The sequence below is a fragment of the Arthrobacter sp. NPDC058097 genome (assembly GCF_042884885.1).
GTDB lineage: Bacteria > Actinomycetota > Actinomycetes > Actinomycetales > Micrococcaceae > Arthrobacter.
This window is the reverse complement of sequence record NZ_JBHVSZ010000019.1, coordinates 12,546-36,752: the sequence shown is the minus strand read 5'-3', so window position 1 is coordinate 36,752 and position 24,207 is coordinate 12,546. Positions and strand designations below refer to the sequence as shown.

Here is a 24,207-nt window from a genome sequence, read left to right as displayed (position 1 = left end):
TAAGCACACTTACCAATAGGGTAGTTGCCAGGGCACTACCCGGTTCAACGGAACGTACTGAGAACGCACTCGAACAGAACGAGGTGACAGCATGACGGGCACGGAAAGCATCAGCAAGGTCACGGACATCATCAACCATTCCCATATCGGAATGTTCACCACCCTCAACGGGGAAGGCGCCCTGGTCAGCCGGCCGCTGGCCGTCCAGGACGTGAAGGACGACGGCGACATGTGGTTCTTCACCGGGGAGGGAACCTCCCAGGTGGCCCACGTTTCCGCCGATGCCAGGGTCAACGTGTCCTTCGGCAGGGGCACCGAGTGGGTCTCGGTGGCCGGGACCGCCGAAGTGGTACGCGATCCGGCCAAGATCCGCGAACTGTGGAACCAGTCGGTTGAAGCCTGGTTCCCGGACGGGCCGGACACGCCCGAGGTGGTGCTCCTGCACGTGGACTCCGATTCCGCCGAGTACTGGACCAGCCCCGGCGGCACCGCGGCGACCGTCCTGCAGTGGGTCAAGTCGAAGGTCACCCACAGCCGCGTGAGCGTCGGCGAGAGCGGAACCGTCGAGCTGTAACTCCCAACTCCCGGTCCCAACACCAACGCGGGGTCAGATAGCGCCCAATCCGGACGGCGGAAAGGACGATATCTGACCCCGCGTTGGTGTTTCTGGGTTGGCGTTGGTGTTTCTAGCCGGCCGGTGCCGTCTCCGTGACCTTCAGCGGTTCGATCCTGCCCATAATGAACAGGTAGTTCGCAGCACCGACCAGGGACACCGCACCGATGACCGCGAGCGGCGCGACGAACGATCCCGTCTGGTCCACCAGCACGCCGATCAGGATCGGGGTGAAGATGCCGGCAAGGTTGGAGGCGAAGTTCTGCAGGCCGCCGATGGAACCCACGTGGCGGGAGCTGGGGGCGACGTCGGCCGGCAGCGACCAGATGCCGGTGGCGGCCACGGTCAGGCAGGAGTAGGCCACGGACAGCAGGGCGAGAGCCATCCACGCTTCGGGCACCAGCGCGGCGAACATGATGACGGATCCGCCGGCCAGGCCGCCGGCGATGGCGGTCTTGCGGACCTTGGTCACGGATGCCCCCGCCCGGACCGCGCGGTCGGCCAGGTAGCCGCCGAGCCAGCCGAAGAGTACGGCGCAGATGCCCGGGATGGCGCCGAAGAAGCCCAGCTTCAGGAGGTCGAAGCCGCGTTCCTTCACGAGGTAGCTGGGGAAGAACGTGATGAAGAAGTAGATGGCGCTGTTCAGGCAGAAGAAGCCGAACATCATGCTGAGCACGGTGCGGTACTTGAAGAGCGAACGCCACGGGAGCTTGGCGGCGCCGGCATCATCGCTGGATTCGCCGCGGGCGCCGCCTTCGCGGATGTAGGCCACCTCGGCGGCGTTGGCGCCCCCGTGCTCCTCGGGGTTGCGGTAGTACTTCCACCAGACGGCAGCCCAGATGATGCCGGCGACGCCGATGATGATGAACACCGCATGCCAGGAGGTCAGGGCAACGATCAGGGTGACGATGGGCAGTGCGATCACCGCGCCCACCCGCGAACCGGAGTCCCAGATGCTGGTGGCGAAGGCGCGTTCCCGGACAGGGAACCAGGTGGCCACCACCTTGGCCGCGGTGCTGGGCGCCGGGCTCTCGCCGACACCGAGGAGGAACCGAGCGGCGAACAGTGTCCAAAAGCTGGACGCGGCCGCCGTGACCATGGTGAAGGCGGACCACCAGACCGCCGCCAGGGAGAAGGACCGGCGGGGACCCACCTTGTCCACGTACCAGCCGGCGGCGAGCTGGCAAAAGTCGTAGGCCCAGAAGAAGGCGGCGAAAATGAGTCCCTGCTGGGTGGCGGTGAGCTCGAAGTCCTTGCCCATGAATGGCAGGGCGACGCTGAGGCTCGAGCGGTCCAGGTAGTTGATGCTGAGGCCGACAAAGGCGAGCCAGATGATCACCCAGCGCTTTCGGGTCATCAGGCGGGGTGGCGTGGCGGATGTGGCGGCGGTCTTGCTTCCGAGCGCAGTCATGCGGTCTCCTTCGACGTGAACATGGCTTCGGGTGCTGTGGGCACCGGCGGGAGGGGAAGACGCCGAAGAGGTCGGCGCCAAAATCATATAGGAATCTGGTTAATCATATAGATCATGTGCCGGGGATCAAGGGGCAGTCGAAAAAAGTTTTGCCCGGAGGTGCCGGGGCCCGTGGCTTATGATTCCCCCAGCGACTCCAGCCAGACCAGAATCAAGAGGTAACCGCGTGCCACCACGTCAATCGTCCGATACTTCCCGCGGAAAGGCTGCCGTCAGTGACGTCTACGCGTCCATGCGGGCGGCCATTCTCGAGGGTGAGATGGCCCCCGGCGCGCGCATCAACATCGACGCGGTCTCACGCAGCCTCGGCGTCTCCCAGACGCCGGTTCGCGAGGTGCTCCAGCGCCTGGAGGGCGACAATCTGGTGGTCTACAGCCCTGGGCGCGGCTACAGCACCACGCCGCTGCTGGATCTGGCCGAACTGCGCTCGCTGTTCGAGTTCCGGCTTCTCGTGGAACCCTGGGCTGCCCGGGCGGCCGCCGTCGACCGGCTGGCCAATCCTGCGGCTGCCCTCGAGAAGGAGCTCGCCGGCTTCAGGAAGACCATGCAGGTCACCAAGGACCTGCGTCAGGACCTCGTGGCGCACGACACGCGCTTTCACGACACCATCCTGGCTGCTTCGGGGAATCCCGTAGTCCGGCATGCCTTTGCGCAGACCCATTGCCACCTCCATACCTTCCGGCTGTATCCCGCGGACGTGGACGGCGCCATCACCGTGACGGAGCATTCGGCCGTCACGGATGCTATCGAGGCATGTGATCCGGAGGGGGCGGAAGCTGCCATGACCCGGCACATCCGCAACTCCTTCGACAGGTTCTCCCAGGCCTTCGAGGGCGAGCTGGCCCCGCTGGAGGGGGTCGGCCCGCCCGGGAAGCGGATCATCAGGTAGGCGGACCTGCCCGGTCCCTGGGAAAGGCCCCGGCCCTGGCGGCCGGGGCTTTTTCGTGCCCGGACATGGGAGATGTTCGGGTACAGCCGCGAAAAGGGGCTTGATCTGGATCACAGTTCCTATATGATTGTCGAAATTCATATAGGAATCGCCCTGACCTGAAACCAGTCCCAGATCGAAAGAAGCACCATGCCTTCCATCACCTCCATCAACACACAGGACGTACGGTTCCCCACGTCCCTGGAGCTTGACGGCTCCGACGCGGTCAACGTCGACCCTGACTACTCCGCCGCTTACGTTGTGATCCGCACCGACGCGGGCGACGAAGGCCACGGCTTCGTCTTCAGCTGCGGCCGCGGCAACGAGATTCTCACCGCCGCCATCGACGCCTACGCCCGGCTGCTTGTCGGCCGGGATATCGACGAACTGATCTACGATCTGGGTGGCGCATCCCGGCGCCTGGTCCACGACTCACAGTTGCGCTGGCTGGGACCCGAGAAGGGCGTGACGCAGATGGCCTGCGGCGCCCTGGTCAGCGCCCTGTGGGACATCCGGGCACGCCGCGAGAACAAGCCGCTCTGGCTCCTGCTCAGTGAGATGAGCCCGGAAGAGCTGGTGAGCGTCGTCGATTTCACCCACATCCGTGACGCCCTGAGCCCCGAGGAGGCGCTGGAGATCCTGCGCGCCGGGCAGGAGGGAAAGGCGGCCCGGATTGCCGCGCTGAAGGCGGACGGGTTCCCGGCCTACACCACCTCGCCCGGCTGGCTCGGCTACAGCGACGAGAAGCTGGTGCGGCTGAGCAAGGAGGCCGCCGCCGACGGCTTCTCCATGATCAAACTCAAAGTGGGCGGCGACATCAGCGACGACCGCCGCCGCATGGCCCTTGCCCGCGAGGCTGTGGGCGACCTGCCCATCGCGATTGATGCCAACCAGCGCTGGGAAGTCTCCGAGGCCATCAACTGGGTGAATGAGCTTGCCGAGTTCAACCCATACTGGATCGAAGAGCCCACCAGCACCGATGACATCCTTGGCCACGCCGACATCAGGAAGGGCGTCGCTCCGGTCCGGGTGGCCACCGGTGAGGCCGTGGCCAGCCGCATCGTGTTCAAGCAGTTGCTGCAGGCAGGCGCCATCGACGTCCTGCAGCTCGACTCCACCCGCGTGGGCGGCGTCAATGAGAACATCGCCAACCTCCTGCTCGCGGCCAAGTTCGGCGTCCCGGTCTGCCCGCACGCCGGCGGCGTGGGCCTGTGCGAACTGGTCCAGCACTTCTCCTTCTTTGACTACGCAGCCGTCAGCGGCAGCCAGGAAGGCCGCATGATCGAATACGTCGACCACCTGCACGAGCACTTCGCGGAGCCGGTCCGGATCGTCGACGGACGCTACGCCGCACCGGCCCTTCCCGGCACCGGGGCCGAGATGCTCAGCGCCTCCCGCACCCGCTGGGAATTCCCGACGGGCTCCGGATGGCAGGAAGTGGGCAGCCGCGCTGCGGTCACAGGCGCGGCCCTCGCTCCCGCCGGTGCCACCCGATGACCGGCGCAAGCGCTGCGGTCATCGCTGACGGCACCACTGTCGAGGAACTGAACGCTGCCGTCGGGGCGGCACAGTCCGCCTTCGAGGGTGGCCGGACCGCGGAACCGGCCACCCGTGCCGGCTGGCTGGAGGCCGTGGCCGCCGGGCTGGAACAGGATGCCGCAACCCTGGTGGGGATCGCCGCCCGGGAAACCCACCTTGGCGTCCCCCGGCTTGAGGGGGAGCTCAAGCGCACTGTCTTCCAGCTCCGGCTCTTCGCGGCCGAGATCCTGCAGGGCGAGCACTTCGACGCCACGATTGACCATGCCGACCCCGGCTGGGGCATGGGTCCCCGCCCGGACCTGCGGCGCTGGAACGTCCCGCTCGGCGTCGTGGGCGTCTTCGGCGCCTCCAACTTCCCCTTCGCATTCAGCGTGATGGGCGGCGACAGCGCCTCGGCGCTCGCCGCCGGCTGCGCCGTCGTGCACAAGGCGCATGACGGCCACCGGGAGCTCGCGGCCCGCACCGCCCAAACGGTGACGTCCGCGCTGGAAGCCGCCGGGGCGCCGTCGGGCCTGTTCTCCCTGGTTTCCGGACGGCGGGCAGCCGAGGCGCTCGTGGACCATCCGCTGGTGAAGGCCATCGGCTTCACGGGTTCGACGGCGGGCGGCCGGGCGCTGCTGGACCGCGCTGCCGCGCGGCCCGAACCCATCCCGTTCTTCGGCGAACTGGGCGGCATCAACGCTGTCTTTGTCACGCCGAACGCGTGGGCGGCCCGCCGCGAGGAGATCCTCACCGGCTACGCGGCCTCCTTCACCCTCGGCATGGGCCAGTTCTGCACCAAACCGGGGCTGCTGTTCGTTCCGGCCGCCGGGAGCGGGGAGGTCCAAAGCACCCTGGCCGGGGCCCTTGCGGATTTCGCTCCGGCGCAGCTGCTGAGCGAACGGCTGCACGCCGGCTACGGCGACGCGGTCCGCCGCCTCTGTGCCAGCAACGGAGTAGAGGTGCTGCTTGAGGGCGACTTCGCGGCGGCACCGGCGCCCACCGTCCTGCGCACCACGGCCGGCGCGGTGCGCAGGGATCCCGGCATCCTGCGGCAGGAGATGTTCGGCCCGGCCAGCCTGGTGGTCGAGTACGTGGACGAGGCTGAGCTTCCGGGCCTCGCCGGGCTGCTCGAGGGGCAGCTCACCACTACGCTGCAGGCCGAAGAGCACGACGACGTCGCCGGCCTCGCCGCCCGGCTCACCGACATCAGTGGCCGGGTGCTGTGGAACGGCTGGCCCACCGGGGTCACCGTCAGCTACGCCCAGAACCACGGCGGCCCGTATCCGGCCACGACGTCGGCCACCACGTCCGTGGGGACCGCCGCCATCCGGCGCTTCCTGCGGCCGGTGGCCTACCAGTCGTTCCCCGCCGACCGACTGCCGGAGCCGCTGCGGGACAGCAACCCGTGGAACGTTCCGCAGCGGGTGGACGGCGTCTGGCGCCGGCCGTCCGACGCCAGTGCCGGTGCCCTCGCCGGTGCCGGTGACGAGCTCGGAGGCCAACTGTGACCGAGCCGCCGGTGAGTTCTGTCCTGCCCGATGACGCTGGCCAGGCGCTGCTGGTTGGCCGGCTCTGGGACCCTGTCACCGGCGGTCCCCGCGTGGTGGCACTCAGCGGGGACTCCGCCGTCGACCTGACCGGCCTTGCCGGCACCGTGTCGGAACTGCTCGAACTGCCTGATCCAGCCACCGCAGTCCGGGCGGCCCTCCTTGACCCGGCGGCGGTGTTGCAGCGGTGGGCGGCGGCCGACGTCGTCGCCGCCTCGCTGGCGGGCGACACTGCACGCCCGCACCTGCTCGCCCCGGTTGACCTGCAGGTCATCAAGGCCTGTGGCGTGACATTCGTGGACAGCATGATCGAGCGCGTGATCGAGGAACGGTGCGCCGGTGACGCCGGACGGGCGGCAGAGATGCGCGAGCGTGTCGGGAAGGCGCTCGGCGGAAGCATCGCAGCGGTCCGGCCGGGCTCCGCGGAGGCGGCGGAAGCCAAGCGGGTGCTGATTGCCGAAGGTCTGTGGTCGCAGTACCTCGAGGTGGGCATCGGGCCGGACCCGGAGGTGTTCACGAAGGCGCCGGTGCTGTCCTCGGTGGGCCTGGGCGCGGGCATCGGGATCCCGGCGTTCTCGTCGTGGAACAACCCGGAACCGGAACTGGTCCTGGTCGCCACGTCCTGCGGCGAGGTGGTGGGCGCCACGCTCGGCAACGACGTCAACCTGCGCGACGTCGAGGGCCGCAGTGCGCTGCTGCTGGGCAAGGCCAAGGACAACAACGCGTCCAGCGCGCTGGGGCCGCTGATCAGGCTCTTCGACGGCGACTTCACCCTGGATACGCTGCGCGGGGAGGAGATCCTGCTGCGCGTCGAGGGCCGGGACGGCTATCTGCTCGAGGGACGGAACACGCTGGCGAGGATCAGCAGGCCCTTCGAGGAGCTCGCGGCGGCCACCCGCGGCAGGCACCACCAGTATCCGGACGGCTTTGCCCTGTTCACCGGCACGCTGTTCGCGCCGACGCAGGACCGCGACGAGCCGGGGCAGGGGTTCACGCACAAGCACGGGGATGTTGTGACCATCCGCAGCCGCCACCTCGGCGCCCTCGTCAACCGCGTGGGTGCCGCGGAGGAGCTTCCGGAGTGGACCTTCGGCCTGCGGCAGCTCTTTGCCTACCTCGAGGAGCAGCACCAGATGGAGCAGCGTCAGGTGCAGGAGTAGTCGTAGTCGAAGCCGCCGGAGACGTACTGCGTGAGCGAGACTGTGCCGCCGCCGGTCAGCGGCGCGCTCGAGCAGTTGCGGCTGGCCGCGGTCAGGGTCCGTGCCCCGGCCAGCCAGCTGGGCAGCGTGTACAGCGGGCTGGTGGACGGGACGGCGCCGGTGATCTGTGACCACTGGGTTGCGGTGGAGTAGATGCCGGTCTTGGCGTTGATGCTGCCGAAAAATGCGACCATTCCCTCCAGATCCGCCCGGTTGGCCACCTTGTCACCGGACCAGGAGTTCCCGGTTTCCACATCCAGCCACCAGGTGTAGCCGGAGGGGTTGCTGATGCCGCGGATGTACGCGTCGTCGTAGGCCTTGGCCCAGCCGTACATGTAGGAGCAGGCCGGACCGACGTCGTTCGCCTTGCAGTCCCCGTAGGGGTTGAAGACCTTCGTTCCGGCGTAGGTGTTGCTGGTGGGCCACCAGCTGCCGGCCAGCCCGGGGTTGGCGGTGTTGACGTACAGCTGCACCCTGGGTTGCCCCGTGGTGCCGGACGAGGATCCTGCCCATGTCAGCTGGGTGGCCAGGCACGGGTTCGTGGTGTTCGCCAGGCCGTTGTTGACCCCCACAATGCCGAAGGCCTGCCCCTTCGGCAGGGCCTTGCCGCACTGGGGCCACGAGACGTCATTGCCGACAGAGGGATTGGGGGCGGCCTCGGCCGGAACGGCCTGAAGCATCAGCAGGACGGTGACGGCCAGTGCCGGGAACCAGCGGAAATTGGACAGAACGGATCGAGTAGCGGACATCATCGGCCTTCCTCGCACGGTGACAGAACGAAGAAACAAGCATCGGTTCCACGGGCGGCCGGGGTCAAGAGGCACACCAGGCTGACCTGCGTTCGGTGGCGTCGTCGCCGCTAAGCGTGGTCACCGCTGCTCCTTTGGCGCCTGCCAGCTGACCGGCAGCTCCTTGACTCCGTAGACGATGGTGCTGTCCATCCGTTCGAGGCGGGCTCCCGGGGCGAGGGTAAGTCCGGGGAGCCGCTCCAGAACGGACTGCAGTGCGATCCTGGCTTCGAGCCTGGCCAGCGGGGCGCCGAGGCAGAAGTGGATGCCGTGGCCGAAGGCCAGGTGCCGGTTTGGCGTCCGGTCCGGGTTGAACTGCCCGGGATTGTGGAACTGGCGCTCATCGCGGTTGGCCGAACCGATCCAGGCCACCAGCGGGGCGCCGGCCGGAACCTGGACGTCTCCCAACGTTGTGGCGCCGGCTGTCACCCGGTACATCGACTGGACAGGAGAACGGTAGCGGAGCACTTCTTCAATGGCCTGGGGAAGCAATGAGGGTTCGGCGCGAAGCCGTTCCAGTGTCCCGGGGGTTTCGGTGAAACTTAGGACCGCGTTCCCGATCAGGTTGGTGGTGGTCTCATTGCCGGCCACCAGGAGCAGGCTGCAGAAGCCCAGCAGTTCGGCCACGCTCAGTTTCTGCCCGTCGATCTCGGCCCCCAGCAGACTGCTGATCAGGTCATTCCCGGGCTGTCTCCTGCGGTGCTCGATGAGGGCCAGGAAATACTCCACCATTTCCCGGTTCGTGGTGCTGTGGTCGGCGGTCCGGGCTCCGGACTGCGTCTGGCTGACGATGACGTCGGACCAGTGTTTGAACCGGTCGCGGTCCTCGGCGGGGATGCCCATGAGCTCGGCGATGACGATCACGGGCAGCGGGTAGGCCAGCTCGGCGATGAGGTCGGCGGATCCCCTGGAAGCAATCCCGTCCAGCAGCTCCTCCGCCAGCGCCGAGATACGGGGCGCGAGGCCGTCCACTGCCTTCGGGGTGAACGCCTGGGTCACCAGGGAGCGCAGCTGCCGGTGCCGGGGCGGATCTGCGGTGATCAGGCTCGCCGCGAACAGCTGGCCCGTCTCCGACGGATCGTCGCCTCCCATTTTCGAAGAGAACGTGCCGTGTTCGGACAGAACCCGCTGGACGTCGTCGTACCTGTAGACATGCCAGCTTCCGGATTGTTCGTCGTGGTAGACGGGGGCTGATTCCCGCATCCGTTCGTACTGCGGGAAGGGATCCAGCGAAGGCCCGTCACTGTTCACGAAGTCCATGGCGCAGTTTATGCCGGGGAGGAGCCCGCCGTCAGCAGTCTGGCCGGAATCAGCCAAACATCCAGGCCGCGCCCAGAAGCATCGGGATTGCCAGGGCCGATGTCACCACTGCCGTGGTTTGCGCAAGGTTCTGGCCCACGCCGTACCGGACGGCGTAGAGGACCACGTTCTGGCCGGTGGGAAGGATCGCGCAGGCTGTGACAACGAAGGTGCTGAAGGTATCGAGGCGGAACACGAACACGGCCAGCAGCCAGGCGAGTAACGGCTGGACGGCCGATTTCAGAATCACCGCGAACACGGTAGGGACGCGGTCCACCGTGTCCTGGCGCGGTGACAGGCCGTGCAGCGACATGCCGAAGATGATCAGCATCAGCGGCACCGTCAGCTGGGCAACGAGTTTCAACGGATCCAGCACCAGGGCGGGAAGTTCAATCCCGGCCGCGCTGACGATGACGCCGAGAATGGCCGCTACCGTGACGGGGTTGCGCAGGGGAGTGGACAGGATGCTCCACACTGAGGCCCTTTTCCCCTCGGGATCGGTCAGGTCGAGGATGGTCAGTGCCACCGGGGTCACGAGCGCCAGCTGGAAGAGCATGATGGGGGTGACGAACGTGGCACTTCCAAGGATGTACAGAGACAGCGGAACGCCGAGGTTCGTGGAATTGACGATTCCCGTGGCCAGCGCGCCGACCGTGGTGCGCCTGACGCCCCACCTGCCGATTGCCCCGCTGAGCGCGAACAGCGCCATGCAGCAAATCGCCGTGACGACGGAGATCAGGCCTGTCTGGCTGAGTACTTCGGAGATGTGCCGGGAAGCGATCGTGGAGAACATCAGGCTCGGCAGCCCGACCATGAACGTCAAGGTTGACAGCACCTTCGTTCCGTGCGGCCCAAGGGCGTTTGTCCTGGCCAATATGTAGCCGACGAGCAGGACCATGCCCACCACAAAGAATCCCTTTAAGACCCCATCCAAGCCGCTGTCCTCAATCGTCTTTTGTAGCTATTGCGACGCCGTGTGCCCGACTCTTATCTAAGAGTACAGTGTTATTTAGAGCCGGGATGGCGTTCCAAAAGCTCCCGGGTTTGGGGCAGCGGGTCAGTCTAAAGAGACACGCAACCCCTGAATTGCGCTCCAGTACAGGCGGCTGCACCGCTCTACGAGCTGCTCGTCCGGGATGTTTTCCACGGCGCGGAAATCCATAATCTCCCTGGAATTGAACATGGCGTTGAACAGGGAAAGTGCGTAAGGAAGCTGGTTTCCGTCAATGTTGGCTTCCTCGAGCAGCTGCCGGATGGGTGGTCCCCATACGCGTTCGAGTGCGCGGGCGTGAGGTTCGCCGGCCTTAAGCCTCGTCAGGAACCCTTCGCGGGAGCGGACAAGAACCATGGCGGGGCCGTACTCTGCCACCACTTGGAGCCATTGCGCCATGGTGCCCCTGAACAGGTCCATGCCGGTGCTTTGCAAGGTCTTTGTGGACTCGTGCAGCTCGTCGATGACGCTCAGCATGAACTTGCGGTGCAGTTCGTCGAGCGTGGGGAAGTACCTGTAAGCGGTCGCCAGGGAGAGGCCCGCACGTTCGGCCACGGCGGGCATGGTTGCCGAATCCGGGTCCTCGCGGAGAAGCTCGCCGACAGCCACAACGAGTTCCTGCTGGTTGCGGATCGAATCCTGCCGGAGGCGACGCTGCCGCGGCGCAGCTGCTGGCTTCATGCGTCCTGCCCCTCCGTCGGTTGGTGTCCGTGCGTCGATCACGGCTCTGTTTAGACGATAATCCAGCGCCGGAGCAGACAGAAAAGACAGCGCACACGGAAAAGACGGGCCCCAAGCTGAACCCGTCCTTTCGGTAGCTTCGGCCCCGCTACAGTCCGAGGCCTCCAAGCTTGTCCCCCAACCCGCCGGGAAGCCTGCCCAGCAGGTCGGCAGGGTTGATGCCGAGCTGGGAGAGGAGCCCGGCGTGCTGGTCGGTGTCCACCTGGTCCGGCAGCTGCGAATCGGCCTGGGCGGCCTTGTCGTTGTCGCCCTGGGACCTGAGGAATTCGAGGATCTGGGACTTGTCGATCTGCATGGTGTTTCTCCTTTGCCATTCCGGAACTGCTAAGGGTGCTTACTACTTTTCCGGAAAAAGGCCCACCTAACAAGTGCCGGGCAAGGAACCCGGGCCGGGCGGCGGGACTAGGCCTGCCTGCTCGCGGCGGCAGCGGCCAGCGACGACAGGCCCTTCTCGAAGTCACCGCCCACCATCTTGTCCATGTTCATGAACACTGCAAAAACCTTGCCGATGCCCTTGTGCTCGCCGGTCATCGCCCAGGTGACGCGGGTGCCGCCGCCCTCCGGAACGAACGTAAAGATGGTGGGGTTCACGCCCGGGAACGGCTTGGTGAACTCCAGCCGGATCCTGATCACGTCAGGCTCCTGCGACTCGACGATTTCCATGTTGCCGGCGCCTGCCTTGCGGTTGCCGCTCCAGGCGTACTTGGCGCCGGCGCCGGATTCCGCGCCGGAGTAGGTCCGTTTCATATCAGGGTCTACGGACTCCCACGGCGACCACTTGGGCCACTCACGGAAGCTGTTGACCAGCGGAAACACATCCTTTGCGGGGGCAGGGATCACTGTGCTGCGCGACACTGAGTATGTTGACATGGCCCCATACTAAGGACGCAGCGCGCCGTTCTCGCGGCTGTCGTCAGCTGTTGGCGGCCGTGTCGCCACTTGCACTAAGGGCAGGCCGAAGGCTTGGCGGGACGCCTGCGGCGGCTTCCGCGCAGTCCAGCGCCTGGCCAAGGCGCTCCACGGCGTGCGGATACCGGGGGTCAGCGAGGGACTTCAGCGTCTCGGCCTCCCGCAGGGCCTTCACAAACGCAGCGGTTTCAGGCCGCCGCACGTCCGCCAGGTCCGGGTAGCTGATGGCCAGTGCGGGGTCGAGTTCGTAGCGCGCCCAGCGTCCCACGATCTCCTCATGCACGACGGCGGCCGCCAGGCACCGCGGCCCGTCCACCCGGCGCTGCCGCCGGGCGTCGTGCCAGGAAAGCACCGCAGGGCTGCTGCGGTAGGCGGCGATGCCGCTCAACCCCGCCACGGCGGCAAGCGCCAGGCCAGCCGGCGGCGAAGCCACTGCAGGAATGAGCAGTGCCGGGGCTATCACCACTGCCCCGCCGAAAAGGTCCCAGAAGAGCCGGTCTGAACTGTCGCCGTCGGACGTCCTTAGATGGTGGCGCACCACGAAAACCGTGCAGGCGACAGCGGCCGCCAGCACTGCGCTCCAGAGGACCAGCTGCAGCAGCCCCAAGGGGGCGGCTTCGGAAACTGCGGGCACCACTGCACCTCCCAAGACGGGCGCTGCCCGGCAATTCGGGCCGCACTTAAATTGCAGCCCCTGCGGAGGCCCGGGTCAATGGGTGCAGCCACGGTCAATGGCCGGGTTTGCAGCGGCGGCGGTGCGGCGTAGCGTAGGCGCCATGCGACTCAAAATGTGCAGCATCCACGTGCTGGACCCTGCCGCGGCGCACTCCTTCTACACGGAGACCCTCGGCTTCGACACGCTCATGGCCATGCCCGAGCACAATCTCTTCATCGTCAAGGACCCTGGAGCGGCCGGCACCGTGGGCCTGCTGCTGGAGCCCAGCGACAACCCGATCGCCTCCGCCTACAGCAAGGGACTGTACGACGCCGGGATCCCCGCCATCGTCTTTGGCGCACCGGACGTCCGGGCCGAGTATGAGCGGTTGGCCGCCGCCGGCGTCCAGTTCCGCGGCGAGCCCGCCGAGGACCCGTCCGGGATCTCCGCAGTGTTCGACGACGGCTGCGGCAACTACATCCAGCTGCACCAGGACTGAAAACCGCCGCCGGAAAGGGGCAGAATGGACGCCGCTGACGCCCTCAACGAGATCGCCTTCTGGCTCGAGCGCTCCGCCGCGCCGACGTTCAAGGTCCAGGCCTTCCGGAAGGCGGCCGGTGTGATCGGCGGACTGACGCCGGACGAGGTGGCAGAGCGCGCCCGGGACGGCCGGCTCAAGCGGACGAAGGGGATCGGGGACACCACCTTCACCGTGATCCGGCAGGCTGTGGACGGCGACGTCCCGGACTACCTGGAAAAGCTGCGGCAGGGCGGCGCCAAGCCGCTCGCCGCCGGGGGAGACGGGCTGCGCCCGCTGCTCCGCGGCGACCTGCACAGCCACAGCGACTGGTCCGACGGCGGTTCCCCGCCGGAGCTGATGGCCGACGCCGCCCGGCACCTGGGCCGGGAATACCTTGCCCTGACGGACCACTCGCCGAACCTCAAAATTGCCAACGGGCTGACTGCCGAACGGCTCGGCGAGCAGCTGGACGTCGTGGCAGGACTGAACGGCGACGCCGATGGCGGCTTCCGGCTGCTGTCCGGCATCGAGGTGGACATCCTGGAAAACGGCGAGCTGGACCAGGCGCCGGAGATGCTGGACCGGCTGGACGTGGTGGTGGCCAGCGTGCACTCGAAGCTCCGCTCGGACCGGCGCACCATGACGGAGCGGATGCTCGGCGGCATCTCCGACCCCCACACCAATGTGCTGGGCCACTGCACCGGCCGCCTGCTGCAGGGATCCCGCGGAACCCGTCCCGAGTCCGAATTCGACGCCGAGCGGGTCTTCGCGGCGTGCGCGGAAGCCAATGTCGCCGTCGAAATCAATTCCCGGCCGGAACGGCAGGACCCGCCGGACAACCTGATGCAGCTGGCGCTGGAGGCCGGCTGCCTGTTCAGCATCGACAGCGACGCCCATGCCCCGGGCCAGCTCGACTTCCTGCAATACGGCGCCGAGCGGGCCGAACGCAACGGTGTTCCGGCCGAGCGGATCATCACCACATGGCCGCTGGGCCGGCTCCTGGAGTGGCTGAACAGCAGGAACTAGCGGCACGGAATGTTGCTCAAGAATTTAGTAAGCATAATGACTATGCAGGGACGGAGTGGTACACCTTAATTGTTCCGTCGCGGAACCCGGCGGACCCGTCTCTCCATGCGAGGTGCACCATGACCGCTATGAATCCGGCGAACCACCTGGACGAACTAGGCCACCGGACCCTTCGAAAAGTTCGCGGCCGCCTCATGCCGCTCATTGTGCTGCTGTACTTCGTCGCATACCTGGACCGGAACAACGTCGGCTTCGCCAAGCTGACCATGAGCGAGGACATCGGCCTGAGTGCGGCAGCCTACGGACTCGGTGCGGGCATGTTCTTCATCGGCTACGCATTGCTGGAAATCCCCAGCAATGCCGGCATGTACCGGTTCGGCGCCCGGAAGTGGATCGCCCGCATCCTGATTTCCTGGGGCATTTTCGCCACGGCCATGGCACTGGTGAACGGGGAAACCTCCTTCTACATCATCCGCTTCCTGCTCGGCGCGGCCGAGGCCGGCTTCTTCCCGGCCATCCTCTTCTACCTGACCCTGTGGTTCCCCGCCCCGCAGCGTGTGCTGGTGCTGGGCATCTTCATCCTCGCCCAGCCCGTCTCCAACGCCCTCGGCGCACCTGTGTCCGGCCTGCTGCTCCAGATGGAAGGCATCGCCGGCCTGCACGGGTGGCAGTGGCTGTACATCATCGAAGGCATCCCGGCCATCCTCCTCGGTCTCCTCACTCCCGTGCTCATGACGGACAAGCCAAGCCACGCGCACTGGCTCGCCGCGGACGAACGGGAATGGCTCACCCGGACCATGGACGAGGAACTCGCCCACAAGCAAAAGGGCCAGCCGCACCACTTCCTCGCCGGCCTGAAGGATCCCCGCACCATTGCCTACTCGGCTCTGTACTTCGGCCTGGTCTGCGGCATCTACGGCCTGGGCCTATGGATGCCCACAATCGTCGCCGCCCTCGGCAAGTTCAACACCACCGAGGTGGGCTTCATCGTCGCCATCCCGTACACCATCGCCGCGGTGTTCGTTTACTACTGGGGCAGGCGTTCCGACCGTACCGGCAACCGCGTGCTGCACGCCAGCATCAGCATGGTGATGGCCGCTGTCGGCCTGGTGGCTGCCGGCAGCCTGGTGCAGGTCAACGCCATCCTGGCCATGATCGCCCTTACCCTCGCGGCCATGGGCATCTACTCCGCCATCGCCCCGTTCCTGGCCATGCCGTCCACCGCACTGGTGGGGGCCGCCGCCGCTGCCGGCCTCGCCATGGTCAATTCACTGGGCAACCTGGGCGGCTTCGTGGCGCCGTACATCGTGGGCGTGCTGAATGATGCCACCGGCGACAACCGTTCGGGCCTGCTCTTCCTGGCCGCCTGCCTGGCGGTAACGGCCGTCGCCACCTACCTGTACGCACGCAGGCGTCCTGAGGGACACGTACAGCCGGGAACGCACGCTGCCGTAGGTGAAGAAGCAGTTGCAGCGGACGAGTTCGGCGACACGAAGTACTAATCGACCGATACCAGAGGGGATCACAGACATGACGCACCACGAAACGTTCCCGGCCGAACGCACCGCGGTGCTGACCGGGGCCGCCTCCGCGCGGGGCATTGGCCGGGCGACGGCGGAAATGCTCGCCAGCGAGGGCTGGTCCGTGGCCATCCTCGACGTCGACGGCGACGCGGCGCGGCGCGCGGCGGAGGACATTTCCTCCGTTTATGGCGTCCTGGCCAGGGGCGTGGGCGCCGACGTCTCGGACCAGGCCGCCGTGAACGCCGCCATCGACGAGGTGGAGGCCAACATGCCGCCCATCGTGGCGCTCGCGAACCTCGCCGGCATCAGCTCGCCCACCGAGTTCATGGACGAGACGCTCGAAGCCTGGGAACGGGTCTTCCGGATCAACATGACCGGCACGTTCCTGGTCACCCAGCGCGTGCTGCGCGGAATGATCGAGCGCAGGCTCGGCCGGGTGGTCAGCGTGTCCTCCATTTCCGCGCAGCGCGGCGGCGGCACCTACTCCAAGGTGGCGTACAGCGCCTCGAAGGCTGCCATCATCGGGTTCACCCGGGCGCTCGCGCGGGAGATGGGCCAGCACAACATCACCGTCAACTGCATCGCCCCCGGCCCTGTGGACACCGACATCATGGGCGGCACCCTGACCGACGAACGCAAGGCGGACATGTCCCGGGACATCCTCGTGGGCCGGGTGGGCACGGTCCGCGACATCGCCGCCCTCATGGTGTTCCTGATGGGGGAGGACGCCGGCTACATCACCGCCGCCACGTACGACATCAACGGCGGCCTGCAGATCTCCTGAGAGCTCCCGCGCGGCGGCTTAGGCTGACGCGGGGCTGGGCGACATCTCGGCGGCCTGGCGCAGCGCCTCGATCATGCTGCGCACGTCCACGATGCCTTTGCCTGCGATGTCGAAGGCCGTGCCGTGGTCCACGGACGTGCGGATGACGGGCAGGCCCACGGTGATGTTGACGCCGGCCTCGATGCCGAGGACCTTGATGGGTCCGTGGCCCTGGTCGTGGTACATCGCCACGATGAGGTCGTAGTCGCCGCGCCCGGCCAGGAAGAACGCGGTGTCGGCCGGGAGGGGGCCGCGGGCGTCGATGCCGTTGGCCTGCAGCTTCTCGATGGCCGGGGTGATCTTCTCAGCCTCCTCGCCGTAGCCGAACAGGCCGTTTTCGCCGGCATGCGGGTTGATGGCGCACACGCCGATCTTCGGGTTGGCGATCCCGGCGCGCTGCATGGCGCTGTGGCCGCGGCGCACGGTCCGCTCCACCAGGCCGGGCTCAATCTTGTTGATCGCGTCGATGAGGCCGATGTGCGTGGTGACGTGGATGACCTTGACCTTGGGCGTGGACAGCATCATGGACACTTCCTCGATGCCCATGAAGTGCGCCAGCAGTTCGGTGTGGCCCGGGTAGATGTGCCCGGCCTTGTGCAGCGCGGCCTTGTTCAGGGGCGCCGTGCAGATGCCCTGGACCTGGCCAGCCATGCCCAGCTCGCAGGCGATCCGGATGTAGTGGTAGGCCGCGTTGCCGGCCTCGGCGGACTCCTGGCCCCACGGCAGGTCGGCCGGAAGCAGCTTGGGGTCGATCACGTTGATCCGGCCGGCCTCGAAGACGGCCACACTCACGGTCTCCACCTCGACGATGTTCGCTTCCACGCCCAGCGCCTTGGCGCCCAGCTGCAGCCGGTGGACGTCACCGATCACCACCGGGCGGCAGTCGCGGTAGGCGTTTTCGTCGAGAAGGGCGCCCACGGTCACCTCGGGGCCCACGCCGGCGCCGTCGCCCATGGTCACGGCGATGAAGGGCCGGGTGTCCTGTTCGGTTGGGTTCACTGCAGATGTCATTGGAGCTCCAGGTTCGAGGGAGGGATGGGAAGTGCTGTTGGAAGACCGGAGGTCTTTGATGGCGGAGTAAAGCTGGACGAGGGCGTCGTTGTCGCCGAAGCTGCCGGGTTTGGTGCCCACCAGCCGCCCGTCGTCGGAAAGGCTGACCACTGCGCCGTGCTGTACGGACACCAGCGGGGTCAGTGCGCGGATGCCGAGGGCGTCGAGGACTTCGCGGGCCGTTTCGCCGCCGGTGAGGATCAGGTCAGCGGCACTGGCTGCTGCGCCGGCAGCCAGCCGCGCCAGGTTCCGCACGATCCTGCCGGACTCCTGCGGATTGACGACGTCGGCGCTGACAGTCACGGCTGCCGGCTTGCCTGCCGCCAAAAGTTCCTTCGCTGCCGCGAGCCTTGGGCGGAAATCCTCCGGACGCTTCAGCTGGTCCGGCGCGATGCGCAGGGTGGTGAAGCCGCCGGCTTCGAGGTTCCGCAGCTGCGCCGCGGCCTTGGCCGAGGCGGAGCCGACGGCGGCCAGCAGTGGCCGGGGTCCGCCCGTCGTCGTCAGGGCTTGCGGCACCGGTTTTTGCGCGTTCCGCGCAGAGCTGGTGCCCAGTTTCGAGGCCAGCAGCAGGGCCATGCCCCCGGTCCCGGCCAGCACGATGCGCCGTCCGCCCGCCCTGAAGTCCAATTCCAGCACGGCGTCCGCGACGGCTTCGAGGTCGGCAGAAGTCTCGCCGTCGACAATCACAGTGGCGGGGGCGCCCGAAAGTGCCTCCGCGAGATAGGCCGCCAGGCCGCCCGACCGCAGCACGGGCAGCTCCGCAAGCTGCACCGCAGCGCCCGGGCCCAGCAACTGCGCGATCTCCGCGGGCGGGGCGGCTGCCTCTGCCCACCACAGGTCCGTCCTTTCGAGCCGGACGCCGTCGGCAAAGGGCCTGCCGCCTACGACTGTCCGGTTCAGCTGGGGAAGCGCGCCGGCGACCACAACGTGGTGGCCCAGAGCCGAAAGTGCCGCAAGTTCCGGGCCAACATTGCCGCGCCACAGGGAATCGATTTTCTTGAACAGGACGCTTGCGCCGCCGGCGGCGGCGCTGCCGAAGACCGCCGCCGAAGCCGCCGCTGCGGATGCCGGGGCCACAGCCCTCGAGTGGGTGTCCACCACCACCACGTCCGGGACGTTTTCGGTGGTCGCATCGGGGGACAGGAGGAGCCGCGTGTCCAGCCCATGGGCTGCGAAGCATTGCCCCGCTTCTGCTGCGCCGGAAAAGTCGTCGGCCTGGACGAGGACTGCAGCCACGTCGTCCTCCCTTCTTTGGGTTGTCGGTAGCACCATGATGGCACGGCTGCGCGAATTGCGCTAGATCAGTTGCGCATTTCGCGCAGAGATGGCAGAGTGATGCATGTAACACGGCGCAGGCCATCCGGCCGCCAGCCGTCCCATTCGACCGAGAGGTCAACGATGACCGTTCTTCCTCAAGGAAGTGAGATCTCACGGCGCCGCCTCCTGCAGTTTGGCGCAGCCGCCGGATTTCTCCTGGGCACAGGCTCCATGGCCGGGTGTGCCGGCCCCACGGGCCTGCCGGGACCCAGCACCCTGACGCTGGCCCTCAACAGGTCCCTCGTCAGCCTGGACAACAAGCTCAACCAGTTCGACGCCGCCGTCACCGTCCAGCGCGCCGTGCGGCAGGGACTGACCGCCATCGGCCCCGAAACCAAGCCGATCCTGGTCCTCGCGGACCGCTTCGAGATGACCTCACCCACCGTGTGGACCGTCCGGCTCCGCGAAGGCGTCAAGTACTCCGACGGCACGCCGCTGAAAATCGAGGACGTCGCCACGGCACTGAAGATGTACCAGCAGGTGCAGGGCTCCTTCGTCGCCGGGTTCTTCCCCGAATTCCCCGCGGTGGTCCCGGTGGATGACCGGACGTTCCGGATGGAGTCCAAGAACCCCATCCCCATCCTCGACTCCCTCATGAGCATGATCCTGATCAGCCCGGCCGCCAGGAACAAGCCGGAGGAACTGCAGGAGGGCGTGGGCACCGGCCCCTATGTGGTGACCAAGTTCAACCGCGGCGCCGGCACCTACAGCCTCAAGCGCAACGAGAACTACTGGGGTCCGGCCCCCAAGGTGGACAACGTCGAAGTCCGCTTCCTGCCGGAGGAATCCAGCCGCGTCATCGCGCTGCGCAGCGGCGAGGTGGACGTCATTGACTCCATCACGCCCGACTCACGCGAACAGCTCGCCGGACTTCCCGGCGTCGTCCTGGCCGAGGCATCAAGCCTCCGCCTGAACCAGATCTTCTACAACTTCCGCAAGCCATCCAGCCACCCGCTGTCCGACGTCCGCGTCCGCCAGGCCCTCAGCTGGGCGGTGGACGGCGAGGCGCTGGTCAAGGACGTGCTCGTCGACTCGGTCAGCGAGGCCGAAGGCGTGGTCCCGTCCAGCCTCACCGGCTTCGCCAAGACCGGCAACTACACCTACGATCCGGAGAAGGCCAAGGCCACGCTGAAGAGCCTCGGGGTCACCGACCTGAACCTGAAGATCATCTGGGAAACCGGCGAGTTCGCCTCCGACACCTCCGTAATGGAGGCGCTCGTGGAGATGTTCGGCAACATCGGCGTGAAGACCCAGCTGCAGCAGTTCGAGCCCGGCGGCAACATCCTGGCCTGGCGCCAGGGCAAGCAGGGCGACTGGGACCTGCTGGGCAACGGCTTCAGCAGCCCCACCGGCCTGGCCATCACCATGATGCAGGGCATGTACGCCGGCACCGCGGAAAAGGAAAAGACCCGCGACACCTACCAGGGCTACGTGGTCCCGGACGTGCAGGCCAAGATCCAGGCAGCCTCCTCCGAGGTGGATCCGGTACGCCGCGGACAGCTGCTCGCCACCGCCCAGAAGGCCATCTGGGACACCTGGCCGTGCGCCTGGGCCTTCGTTCCCAAGTCGGTGCTGGCCCACCAGCAGCGCGTCGCAGGCCTGGCATTGGCGCCCACCAACTCCTACCCCCTTGTTGACGTCCGGCTGGAGGCCTGAGCCATGACCACGTACATCCTCAAGCGGCTGGGCCAAGGCCTGCTGACCGTGTTCCTGACGGTCTCCACGGTCTTCATCCTGATCCGCCTCGCCCCCGGTGACCCGGCCGTGTCCTACGCCGGACCGCTGGCCACCACCGAGCAGCTGGCCAAGGTCCGCGAACAGTTCGGCCTGGACCGGCCCGTGCTGGAGCAGTACTGGATCTTCCTGCAGCAGCTGTTCACCGGCAACCTCGGCACGTCCTACTCCTTCCAGGCGCCGGCCATGCAGGTGGTGGCGGAGCGGATGCCGTACACGCTCACCCTCGCCACCGCCGCCATCCTCCTCACTGCGGTGATCGCGATTCCGCTGGGCGTGTGGATGGCCCGCCGCCCGGACACCAACCGGGAACTCGGCGTCAACGTCCTCACCATCGCCGGGCAGTCCATGCCGGACTTCTGGACCGGCATCATGCTCCTGACCGGCTTCGCCGTCCTGATCCCGCTGTTCCCGGCCTCCGGCTTCGCCACCTGGGGCGGGCTGGTCCTGCCCACCGTCACCATCGCCATCCTGCAGATCGCGCTGATCTCCCGCATGGTGCGGCGGGAGATGACCGCCAACTTCGCGGCCCCGTACCTGACCGTGGCGCGGTCCAGGGGAGTGGGCAGCACGGCGCTGACCTGGCGCTATGCCATGGGCAACTCCGCCATCCCGGTCTTCACCGCCCTGGGCACCCGCTTCGCAGCCATGCTGAACGGCGTGGTGGTGGTGGAAGTCGTGTTCGCCTGGCCCGGCGTTGGCTCCCTCATTGTCCGGGCCCTCGAAACCCGCGACTACCCCCTCATCCAGGCGACCGTCCTGCTGACGTCCCTGCTGGCGGTGGCCGTCCAGCTCGTCATCGACCTCGCCTACCCGCTTCTTGATCCCCGCGTTCGTCTTGGAAAGGCGGCAGCAGCATGAGCATCAGCGACACCGCAACACCGGCGGCCTCCGCCGCACAACCCTCCCGGACGCCGTCACCCAGCGCCGTCACCAAGGAACTCGTCGCCAAGGCCGGCGCCACCCGCCGTCGGAACGCCGCCAAGTGGAAACTGCGCATCGGCGCCGTCTGCACACTGCTCGTCATCATCCCCATCCTGCTGGCCCAGGTGCTTCCGCTGCCGGACGCCAACCACCAGGACCTCTCAGCACGCAGGCTTGCCCCCCTGGTGGACGGCCACCTGTTCGGCACCGACCAGCTGGGCCGCGACCTGCTCTCCCGGGTACTGCACGGCGGCCAGGTGTCCCTGACCATCGGCATCCTGGCGGTGGTGGTCTCCGGCGCCATCGGCATCATCCTCGGTGCCGCCGCCGGCTACTTCGGCGGGTGGGTGGACACGGTGGTCTCCCGACTCCTCGAAGCCCAGATGTCCCTGCCACTGCTCATGATGCTGCTCCTGGTGGTGGCCCTCTTCGGCCCGTCCATTCCGGTGATCACCTTCGTCATTGCGATTGCCCAGTGGCCGGAAGTGGCCAGGCTGACAAGATCAATGGTGCTGGTGGAACGCGAAAAACCGTACGTCTCCGCGGCGCGCATCCTCGGCCTGCACCGCATCCAGATCCTCATTCAGCACATCATCCCCAACGTCATCAAGCAGGCAACCCTCGTGGTGCTGCTGCTCCTGGCACAGGCCGTCCTCCTCGAGAGCGCCCTCAGCTTCCTCGGCGCCGGCCCCCAGCGGCCGTTCGCCACCTGGGGACGCATCATCTCCGACGGCCAGGACTACATCACCACCTCCTGGTGGATGGTCACCCTGCCCGGCCTGGTGATCGTGCTGATGGTGGTGGGCGTGAACCTGCTGGGCGACGGCCTCCGCGACCGTCCCCGCCGCAAGAAGAAGGGTGCCTGACATGAACACACACACTGAGCAGGCCCTGCTGGAGGTCCGCGACTTCCAGGTAGAGCTAATCACCGACGGTGGCATCATCCGGGCCGTGGATTCGGTGAACTTCAGCATCCACCGCGGAGAAACGGTCACCATCATCGGTGAGTCCGGTTCGGGCAAATCGACGACGGCGATGGGCATCCTCCGTTTGCTCCCGGACGATCTGGCAGTGCTTTCCGGTACCGTGCTCATCGACGGCGTGGACGTGGTGGCCGTACCCAAGGCCATCGACAAGGTCCGCGGCCGGACCCTCGCGCTCATCCCGCAGGACCCGATGACCGCGCTGAGCCCCGTGCACTCCATCGGCAGCCAGCTCTCCGAGGCCATCCGGATCGCCGGCGCCGCCGCCAAGGACAAGGACGCCGTCCGGGCCCGCGCCATCCGGCTGCTGGAACAGGTGCACATCCCCACACCGGAGGTGCAGCTGAAGAAGTACCCCCACCAGCTCTCCGGCGGCATGCTCCAGCGCGTGCTGATCGCGATCGCCCTGGCCAGCGAACCGCAGCTGCTGGTGGCCGACGAACCCACCTCGGCGCTGGACGTCACCGTGCAGGCCGGCATCCTGGACCTCCTGCTGGAACTCCAGGAGCAGCGCGGCATCGGCATCCTGATGATCACGCACGACCTCGGCGTGGCCCGGCTCATCTCGGACCGCATCCACGTCATGAAGGACGGCTCCTTCGTGGAGTCCGGCGATGTCCAGCAGATCGTGGAGCACCCGGTCACGGAGTACACCCGCAGCCTGCTGGCCGCCGTGCCGGTCCTCGGCCCGTGGGACGAAACCCCCGGAAACACCGACCCGAAGTCCACTACCGCCACGGCCGGCGACGCCGCCCTGACCAGCACCGGAGGCCAGCATGACTAAGCCGTTCCTGTCCGTCGAGAACCTCGTGGTGGACTACCACGTGCCGGGCGGAACGTTCCGCGCTGTGGATGACGTCTCCTTCTCCGTGGACAAAGGCAAGACGATCGCCGTCGTCGGTGAATCCGGCTGCGGAAAGTCCACCATCGCCAAGGCACTGATGCGGCTGGTGACACCGGCCAGCGGCCGGATCGAACTGGACGGCACGGACCTGGCCGCGCTCAGCGAAGCAAAGCTGCGGCCGCTCCGTTCCAAGTTCCAGATGGTCTTCCAGGACCCCTACGGCTCCCTTGACCCGCACCTCACCGCCCAGGAGATCGTGGCCGAACCGCTGAAGCTGCAGGGCATCCGGTCCAAGGCCGAACGGCACAAGGAAGCCGCGAAGCTGATCGACCAGGTGGGCCTGCCGGCCAGGTCCCTGGACCGCCACCCCGCCGACTTCTCCGGCGGCCAGCGGCAGCGCATCGGCATCGCCCGGGCGCTCGCGTCCAAGCCGGAACTGCTGGTCTGCGATGAGGCCACGAGCGCGCTGGACGTGTCCGTCCAGGCCCAGGTGCTGCGGCTGCTGAAGTCCATCCAGGACGAAACCGGCATCACCTACGTGTTCATCTCGCACAACCTTGGCGTGGTGCAGGAGATCAGCGATAGCGTCATGGTCATGCAGCGCGGCAAGCTCGTGGAGTCCGGCAGCACTGCATCCGTGCTCACCGCGCCCAAGGAGGACTACACCCGCAAGCTCCGCCGTGCCGCCCTCGACCCGTCCACCATGCGCGGCATCAAGCCGCGCCACGTGGTGCGGTCGCTGGCCCTGAAAGGCGCCTGAACCGCTTTTCCTGATCCCGCCCCTCAACCGGCCCCGAACCC

General features: G+C 67.2%; 23 protein-coding genes. 14 read left to right on the top strand and 9 right to left on the bottom strand.

Annotation, left to right across the window (positions count from 1 at the left end; genetic code table 11):
• Positions 1-91: 91 nt before the first annotated feature.
• Positions 92-574, top strand: coding sequence for a pyridoxamine 5'-phosphate oxidase family protein (locus tag ACFVTE_RS23090; RefSeq protein WP_387104789.1), 483 nt, complete (start codon positions 92-94; stop codon positions 572-574).
• A gap of 112 nt (positions 575-686) precedes the next feature.
• On the opposite strand, the gene ACFVTE_RS23085 is transcribed toward ACFVTE_RS23090, so the two are convergent.
• Positions 687-2,024, bottom strand: a complete 1,338-nt coding sequence (locus ACFVTE_RS23085; RefSeq protein WP_387104786.1) for an MFS transporter — start codon at positions 2,022-2,024, stop codon at positions 687-689.
• 226 nt (positions 2,025-2,250) lie between these two features.
• Here ACFVTE_RS23085 and ACFVTE_RS23080 point away from each other — a divergent pair, with 226 nt between their 5' ends.
• The 4 genes from ACFVTE_RS23080 (at position 2,251) to ACFVTE_RS23065 (ending at position 7,240) form a co-directional block, all read left to right on the top strand.
• On the top strand, positions 2,251-2,973 hold the full coding sequence (locus ACFVTE_RS23080; protein ID WP_387104784.1) for a GntR family transcriptional regulator: 723 nt from the start codon (positions 2,251-2,253) through the stop codon (positions 2,971-2,973).
• 189 nt (positions 2,974-3,162) lie between these two features.
• Complete coding sequence (locus ACFVTE_RS23075) at positions 3,163-4,509, top strand: L-fuconate dehydratase (protein WP_387104782.1); 1,347 nt, start codon at positions 3,163-3,165, stop codon at positions 4,507-4,509.
• A complete protein-coding gene (locus ACFVTE_RS23070) occupies positions 4,506-6,041 on the top strand; it encodes an aldehyde dehydrogenase (NADP(+)) (RefSeq protein ID WP_387104780.1) in 1,536 nt (511 codons plus the stop codon). The genes ACFVTE_RS23075 and ACFVTE_RS23070 overlap by 4 nt, the downstream gene beginning before the upstream one ends.
• Positions 6,038-7,240 carry a fumarylacetoacetate hydrolase family protein gene (locus tag ACFVTE_RS23065; RefSeq protein ID WP_387104778.1) on the top strand — a complete coding sequence of 401 codons (1,203 nt, stop codon included), beginning with the start codon at positions 6,038-6,040 and terminating at the stop codon, positions 7,238-7,240. The genes ACFVTE_RS23070 and ACFVTE_RS23065 overlap by 4 nt, the downstream gene beginning before the upstream one ends.
• Here ACFVTE_RS23065 and ACFVTE_RS23060 read toward each other — a convergent pair.
• The 7 genes from ACFVTE_RS23060 to ACFVTE_RS23030 form a co-directional block, all read right to left on the bottom strand.
• Complete coding sequence (locus ACFVTE_RS23060; protein ID WP_387104776.1) at positions 7,225-8,031, bottom strand: hypothetical protein; 807 nt, start codon at positions 8,029-8,031, stop codon at positions 7,225-7,227. The two genes, ACFVTE_RS23065 and ACFVTE_RS23060, sit on opposite strands and share 16 nt — an antisense overlap.
• A 117-nt stretch (positions 8,032-8,148) precedes the next feature.
• Entirely contained in the window at positions 8,149-9,327 is a 1,179-nt protein-coding gene (locus ACFVTE_RS23055) for a cytochrome P450 (protein WP_387104773.1), read from the bottom strand.
• Between the two features lie 49 nt (positions 9,328-9,376).
• A complete protein-coding gene (locus ACFVTE_RS23050; RefSeq protein WP_387104771.1) occupies positions 9,377-10,300 on the bottom strand; it encodes an AEC family transporter in 924 nt (307 codons plus the stop codon).
• A 123-nt stretch (positions 10,301-10,423) separates the two neighbouring features.
• Positions 10,424-11,038: a TetR/AcrR family transcriptional regulator gene (locus ACFVTE_RS23045; protein WP_387104768.1), complete on the bottom strand. Its 615-nt coding sequence runs from the start codon at positions 11,036-11,038 to the stop codon at positions 10,424-10,426.
• 148 nt (positions 11,039-11,186) lie between these two features.
• Positions 11,187-11,393: a hypothetical protein gene (locus tag ACFVTE_RS23040; protein ID WP_387104767.1), complete on the bottom strand. Its 207-nt coding sequence runs from the start codon at positions 11,391-11,393 to the stop codon at positions 11,187-11,189.
• A 107-nt stretch (positions 11,394-11,500) separates the two neighbouring features.
• The gene (locus tag ACFVTE_RS23035; RefSeq protein ID WP_387104764.1) at positions 11,501-11,968 is read right to left on the bottom strand and encodes an SRPBCC family protein; all 468 of its coding nucleotides are present in this window, start codon (positions 11,966-11,968) and stop codon (positions 11,501-11,503) included.
• A gap of 43 nt (positions 11,969-12,011) precedes the next feature.
• Complete coding sequence (locus ACFVTE_RS23030) at positions 12,012-12,641, bottom strand: hypothetical protein (protein ID WP_387104762.1); 630 nt, start codon at positions 12,639-12,641, stop codon at positions 12,012-12,014.
• Between the two features lie 142 nt (positions 12,642-12,783).
• Here ACFVTE_RS23030 and ACFVTE_RS23025 point away from each other — a divergent pair, with 142 nt between their 5' ends.
• The 4 genes from ACFVTE_RS23025 (at position 12,784) to ACFVTE_RS23010 (ending at position 16,515) form a co-directional block, all read left to right on the top strand.
• Entirely contained in the window at positions 12,784-13,161 is a 378-nt protein-coding gene (locus ACFVTE_RS23025) for a VOC family protein (protein ID WP_387104760.1), read from the top strand.
• 24 nt (positions 13,162-13,185) lie between these two features.
• Entirely contained in the window at positions 13,186-14,208 is a 1,023-nt protein-coding gene (locus ACFVTE_RS23020; RefSeq protein WP_387104758.1) for a PHP domain-containing protein, read from the top strand.
• A gap of 119 nt (positions 14,209-14,327) precedes the next feature.
• Complete coding sequence (locus ACFVTE_RS23015; RefSeq protein WP_387104756.1) at positions 14,328-15,710, top strand: MFS transporter; 1,383 nt, start codon at positions 14,328-14,330, stop codon at positions 15,708-15,710.
• Between the two features lie 28 nt (positions 15,711-15,738).
• Positions 15,739-16,515 carry an SDR family NAD(P)-dependent oxidoreductase gene (locus ACFVTE_RS23010; protein ID WP_387104754.1) on the top strand — a complete coding sequence of 259 codons (777 nt, stop codon included), beginning with the start codon at positions 15,739-15,741 and terminating at the stop codon, positions 16,513-16,515.
• 18 nt (positions 16,516-16,533) lie between these two features.
• Here the strand turns inward: ACFVTE_RS23010 and pdxA are convergent, their stop codons facing one another.
• Positions 16,534-18,840: a 4-hydroxythreonine-4-phosphate dehydrogenase PdxA gene (pdxA, locus tag ACFVTE_RS23005; protein ID WP_387104752.1), complete on the bottom strand. Its 2,307-nt coding sequence runs from the start codon at positions 18,838-18,840 to the stop codon at positions 16,534-16,536.
• A gap of 162 nt (positions 18,841-19,002) precedes the next feature.
• On the opposite strand from pdxA, the gene ACFVTE_RS23000 reads away from it, so the two are divergent.
• Genes ACFVTE_RS23000 through ACFVTE_RS22980 form a run of 5 tightly spaced genes read left to right on the top strand, consistent with a single transcriptional unit; the run spans position 19,003 to position 24,166 of the window.
• Positions 19,003-20,577, top strand: coding sequence for an ABC transporter substrate-binding protein (locus ACFVTE_RS23000; protein WP_387104750.1), 1,575 nt, complete (start codon positions 19,003-19,005; stop codon positions 20,575-20,577).
• Between the two features lie 3 nt (positions 20,578-20,580).
• A complete protein-coding gene (locus tag ACFVTE_RS22995) occupies positions 20,581-21,516 on the top strand; it encodes an ABC transporter permease (RefSeq protein ID WP_387104748.1) in 936 nt (311 codons plus the stop codon).
• Positions 21,513-22,445: an ABC transporter permease gene (locus ACFVTE_RS22990; RefSeq protein ID WP_387104745.1), complete on the top strand. Its 933-nt coding sequence runs from the start codon at positions 21,513-21,515 to the stop codon at positions 22,443-22,445. Before ACFVTE_RS22995 ends, ACFVTE_RS22990 begins: the two co-directional genes overlap by 4 nt.
• Position 22,446: 1 nt before the next feature.
• Positions 22,447-23,346 (top strand): ABC transporter ATP-binding protein, encoded by a 900-nt coding sequence (locus ACFVTE_RS22985; RefSeq protein ID WP_387104743.1) that lies wholly within the window; start codon positions 22,447-22,449, stop codon positions 23,344-23,346.
• Positions 23,339-24,166, top strand: coding sequence for an ATP-binding cassette domain-containing protein (locus tag ACFVTE_RS22980; protein WP_387104742.1), 828 nt, complete (start codon positions 23,339-23,341; stop codon positions 24,164-24,166). The genes ACFVTE_RS22985 and ACFVTE_RS22980 overlap by 8 nt, the downstream gene beginning before the upstream one ends.
• Positions 24,167-24,207: the final 41 nt, after the last annotated feature.

Coding starts and splice junctions, on each gene's coding strand:
- ACFVTE_RS23090 (WP_387104789.1), top strand. CDS start 92: ATGACGGGCACGGAAAGCATCAGCAAGGTCACGGACATCATCAACCAT.
- ACFVTE_RS23085 (WP_387104786.1), bottom strand. CDS start 2,024: ATGACTGCGCTCGGAAGCAAGACCGCCGCCACATCCGCCACGCCACCC.
- ACFVTE_RS23075 (WP_387104782.1), top strand. CDS start 3,163: ATGCCTTCCATCACCTCCATCAACACACAGGACGTACGGTTCCCCACG.
- ACFVTE_RS23070 (WP_387104780.1), top strand. CDS start 4,506: ATGACCGGCGCAAGCGCTGCGGTCATCGCTGACGGCACCACTGTCGAG.
- ACFVTE_RS23060 (WP_387104776.1), bottom strand. CDS start 8,031: ATGATGTCCGCTACTCGATCCGTTCTGTCCAATTTCCGCTGGTTCCCG.
- ACFVTE_RS23055 (WP_387104773.1), bottom strand. CDS start 9,327: ATGGACTTCGTGAACAGTGACGGGCCTTCGCTGGATCCCTTCCCGCAG.
- ACFVTE_RS23045 (WP_387104768.1), bottom strand. CDS start 11,038: ATGAAGCCAGCAGCTGCGCCGCGGCAGCGTCGCCTCCGGCAGGATTCG.
- ACFVTE_RS23040 (WP_387104767.1), bottom strand. CDS start 11,393: ATGCAGATCGACAAGTCCCAGATCCTCGAATTCCTCAGGTCCCAGGGC.
- ACFVTE_RS23035 (WP_387104764.1), bottom strand. CDS start 11,968: ATGTCAACATACTCAGTGTCGCGCAGCACAGTGATCCCTGCCCCCGCA.
- ACFVTE_RS23025 (WP_387104760.1), top strand. CDS start 12,784: ATGCGACTCAAAATGTGCAGCATCCACGTGCTGGACCCTGCCGCGGCG.
- ACFVTE_RS23020 (WP_387104758.1), top strand. CDS start 13,186: ATGGACGCCGCTGACGCCCTCAACGAGATCGCCTTCTGGCTCGAGCGC.
- ACFVTE_RS23015 (WP_387104756.1), top strand. CDS start 14,328: ATGACCGCTATGAATCCGGCGAACCACCTGGACGAACTAGGCCACCGG.
- ACFVTE_RS23010 (WP_387104754.1), top strand. CDS start 15,739: ATGACGCACCACGAAACGTTCCCGGCCGAACGCACCGCGGTGCTGACC.
- ACFVTE_RS23000 (WP_387104750.1), top strand. CDS start 19,003: ATGACCGTTCTTCCTCAAGGAAGTGAGATCTCACGGCGCCGCCTCCTG.
- ACFVTE_RS22995 (WP_387104748.1), top strand. CDS start 20,581: ATGACCACGTACATCCTCAAGCGGCTGGGCCAAGGCCTGCTGACCGTG.
- ACFVTE_RS22990 (WP_387104745.1), top strand. CDS start 21,513: ATGAGCATCAGCGACACCGCAACACCGGCGGCCTCCGCCGCACAACCC.
- ACFVTE_RS22985 (WP_387104743.1), top strand. CDS start 22,447: ATGAACACACACACTGAGCAGGCCCTGCTGGAGGTCCGCGACTTCCAG.
- ACFVTE_RS22980 (WP_387104742.1), top strand. CDS start 23,339: ATGACTAAGCCGTTCCTGTCCGTCGAGAACCTCGTGGTGGACTACCAC.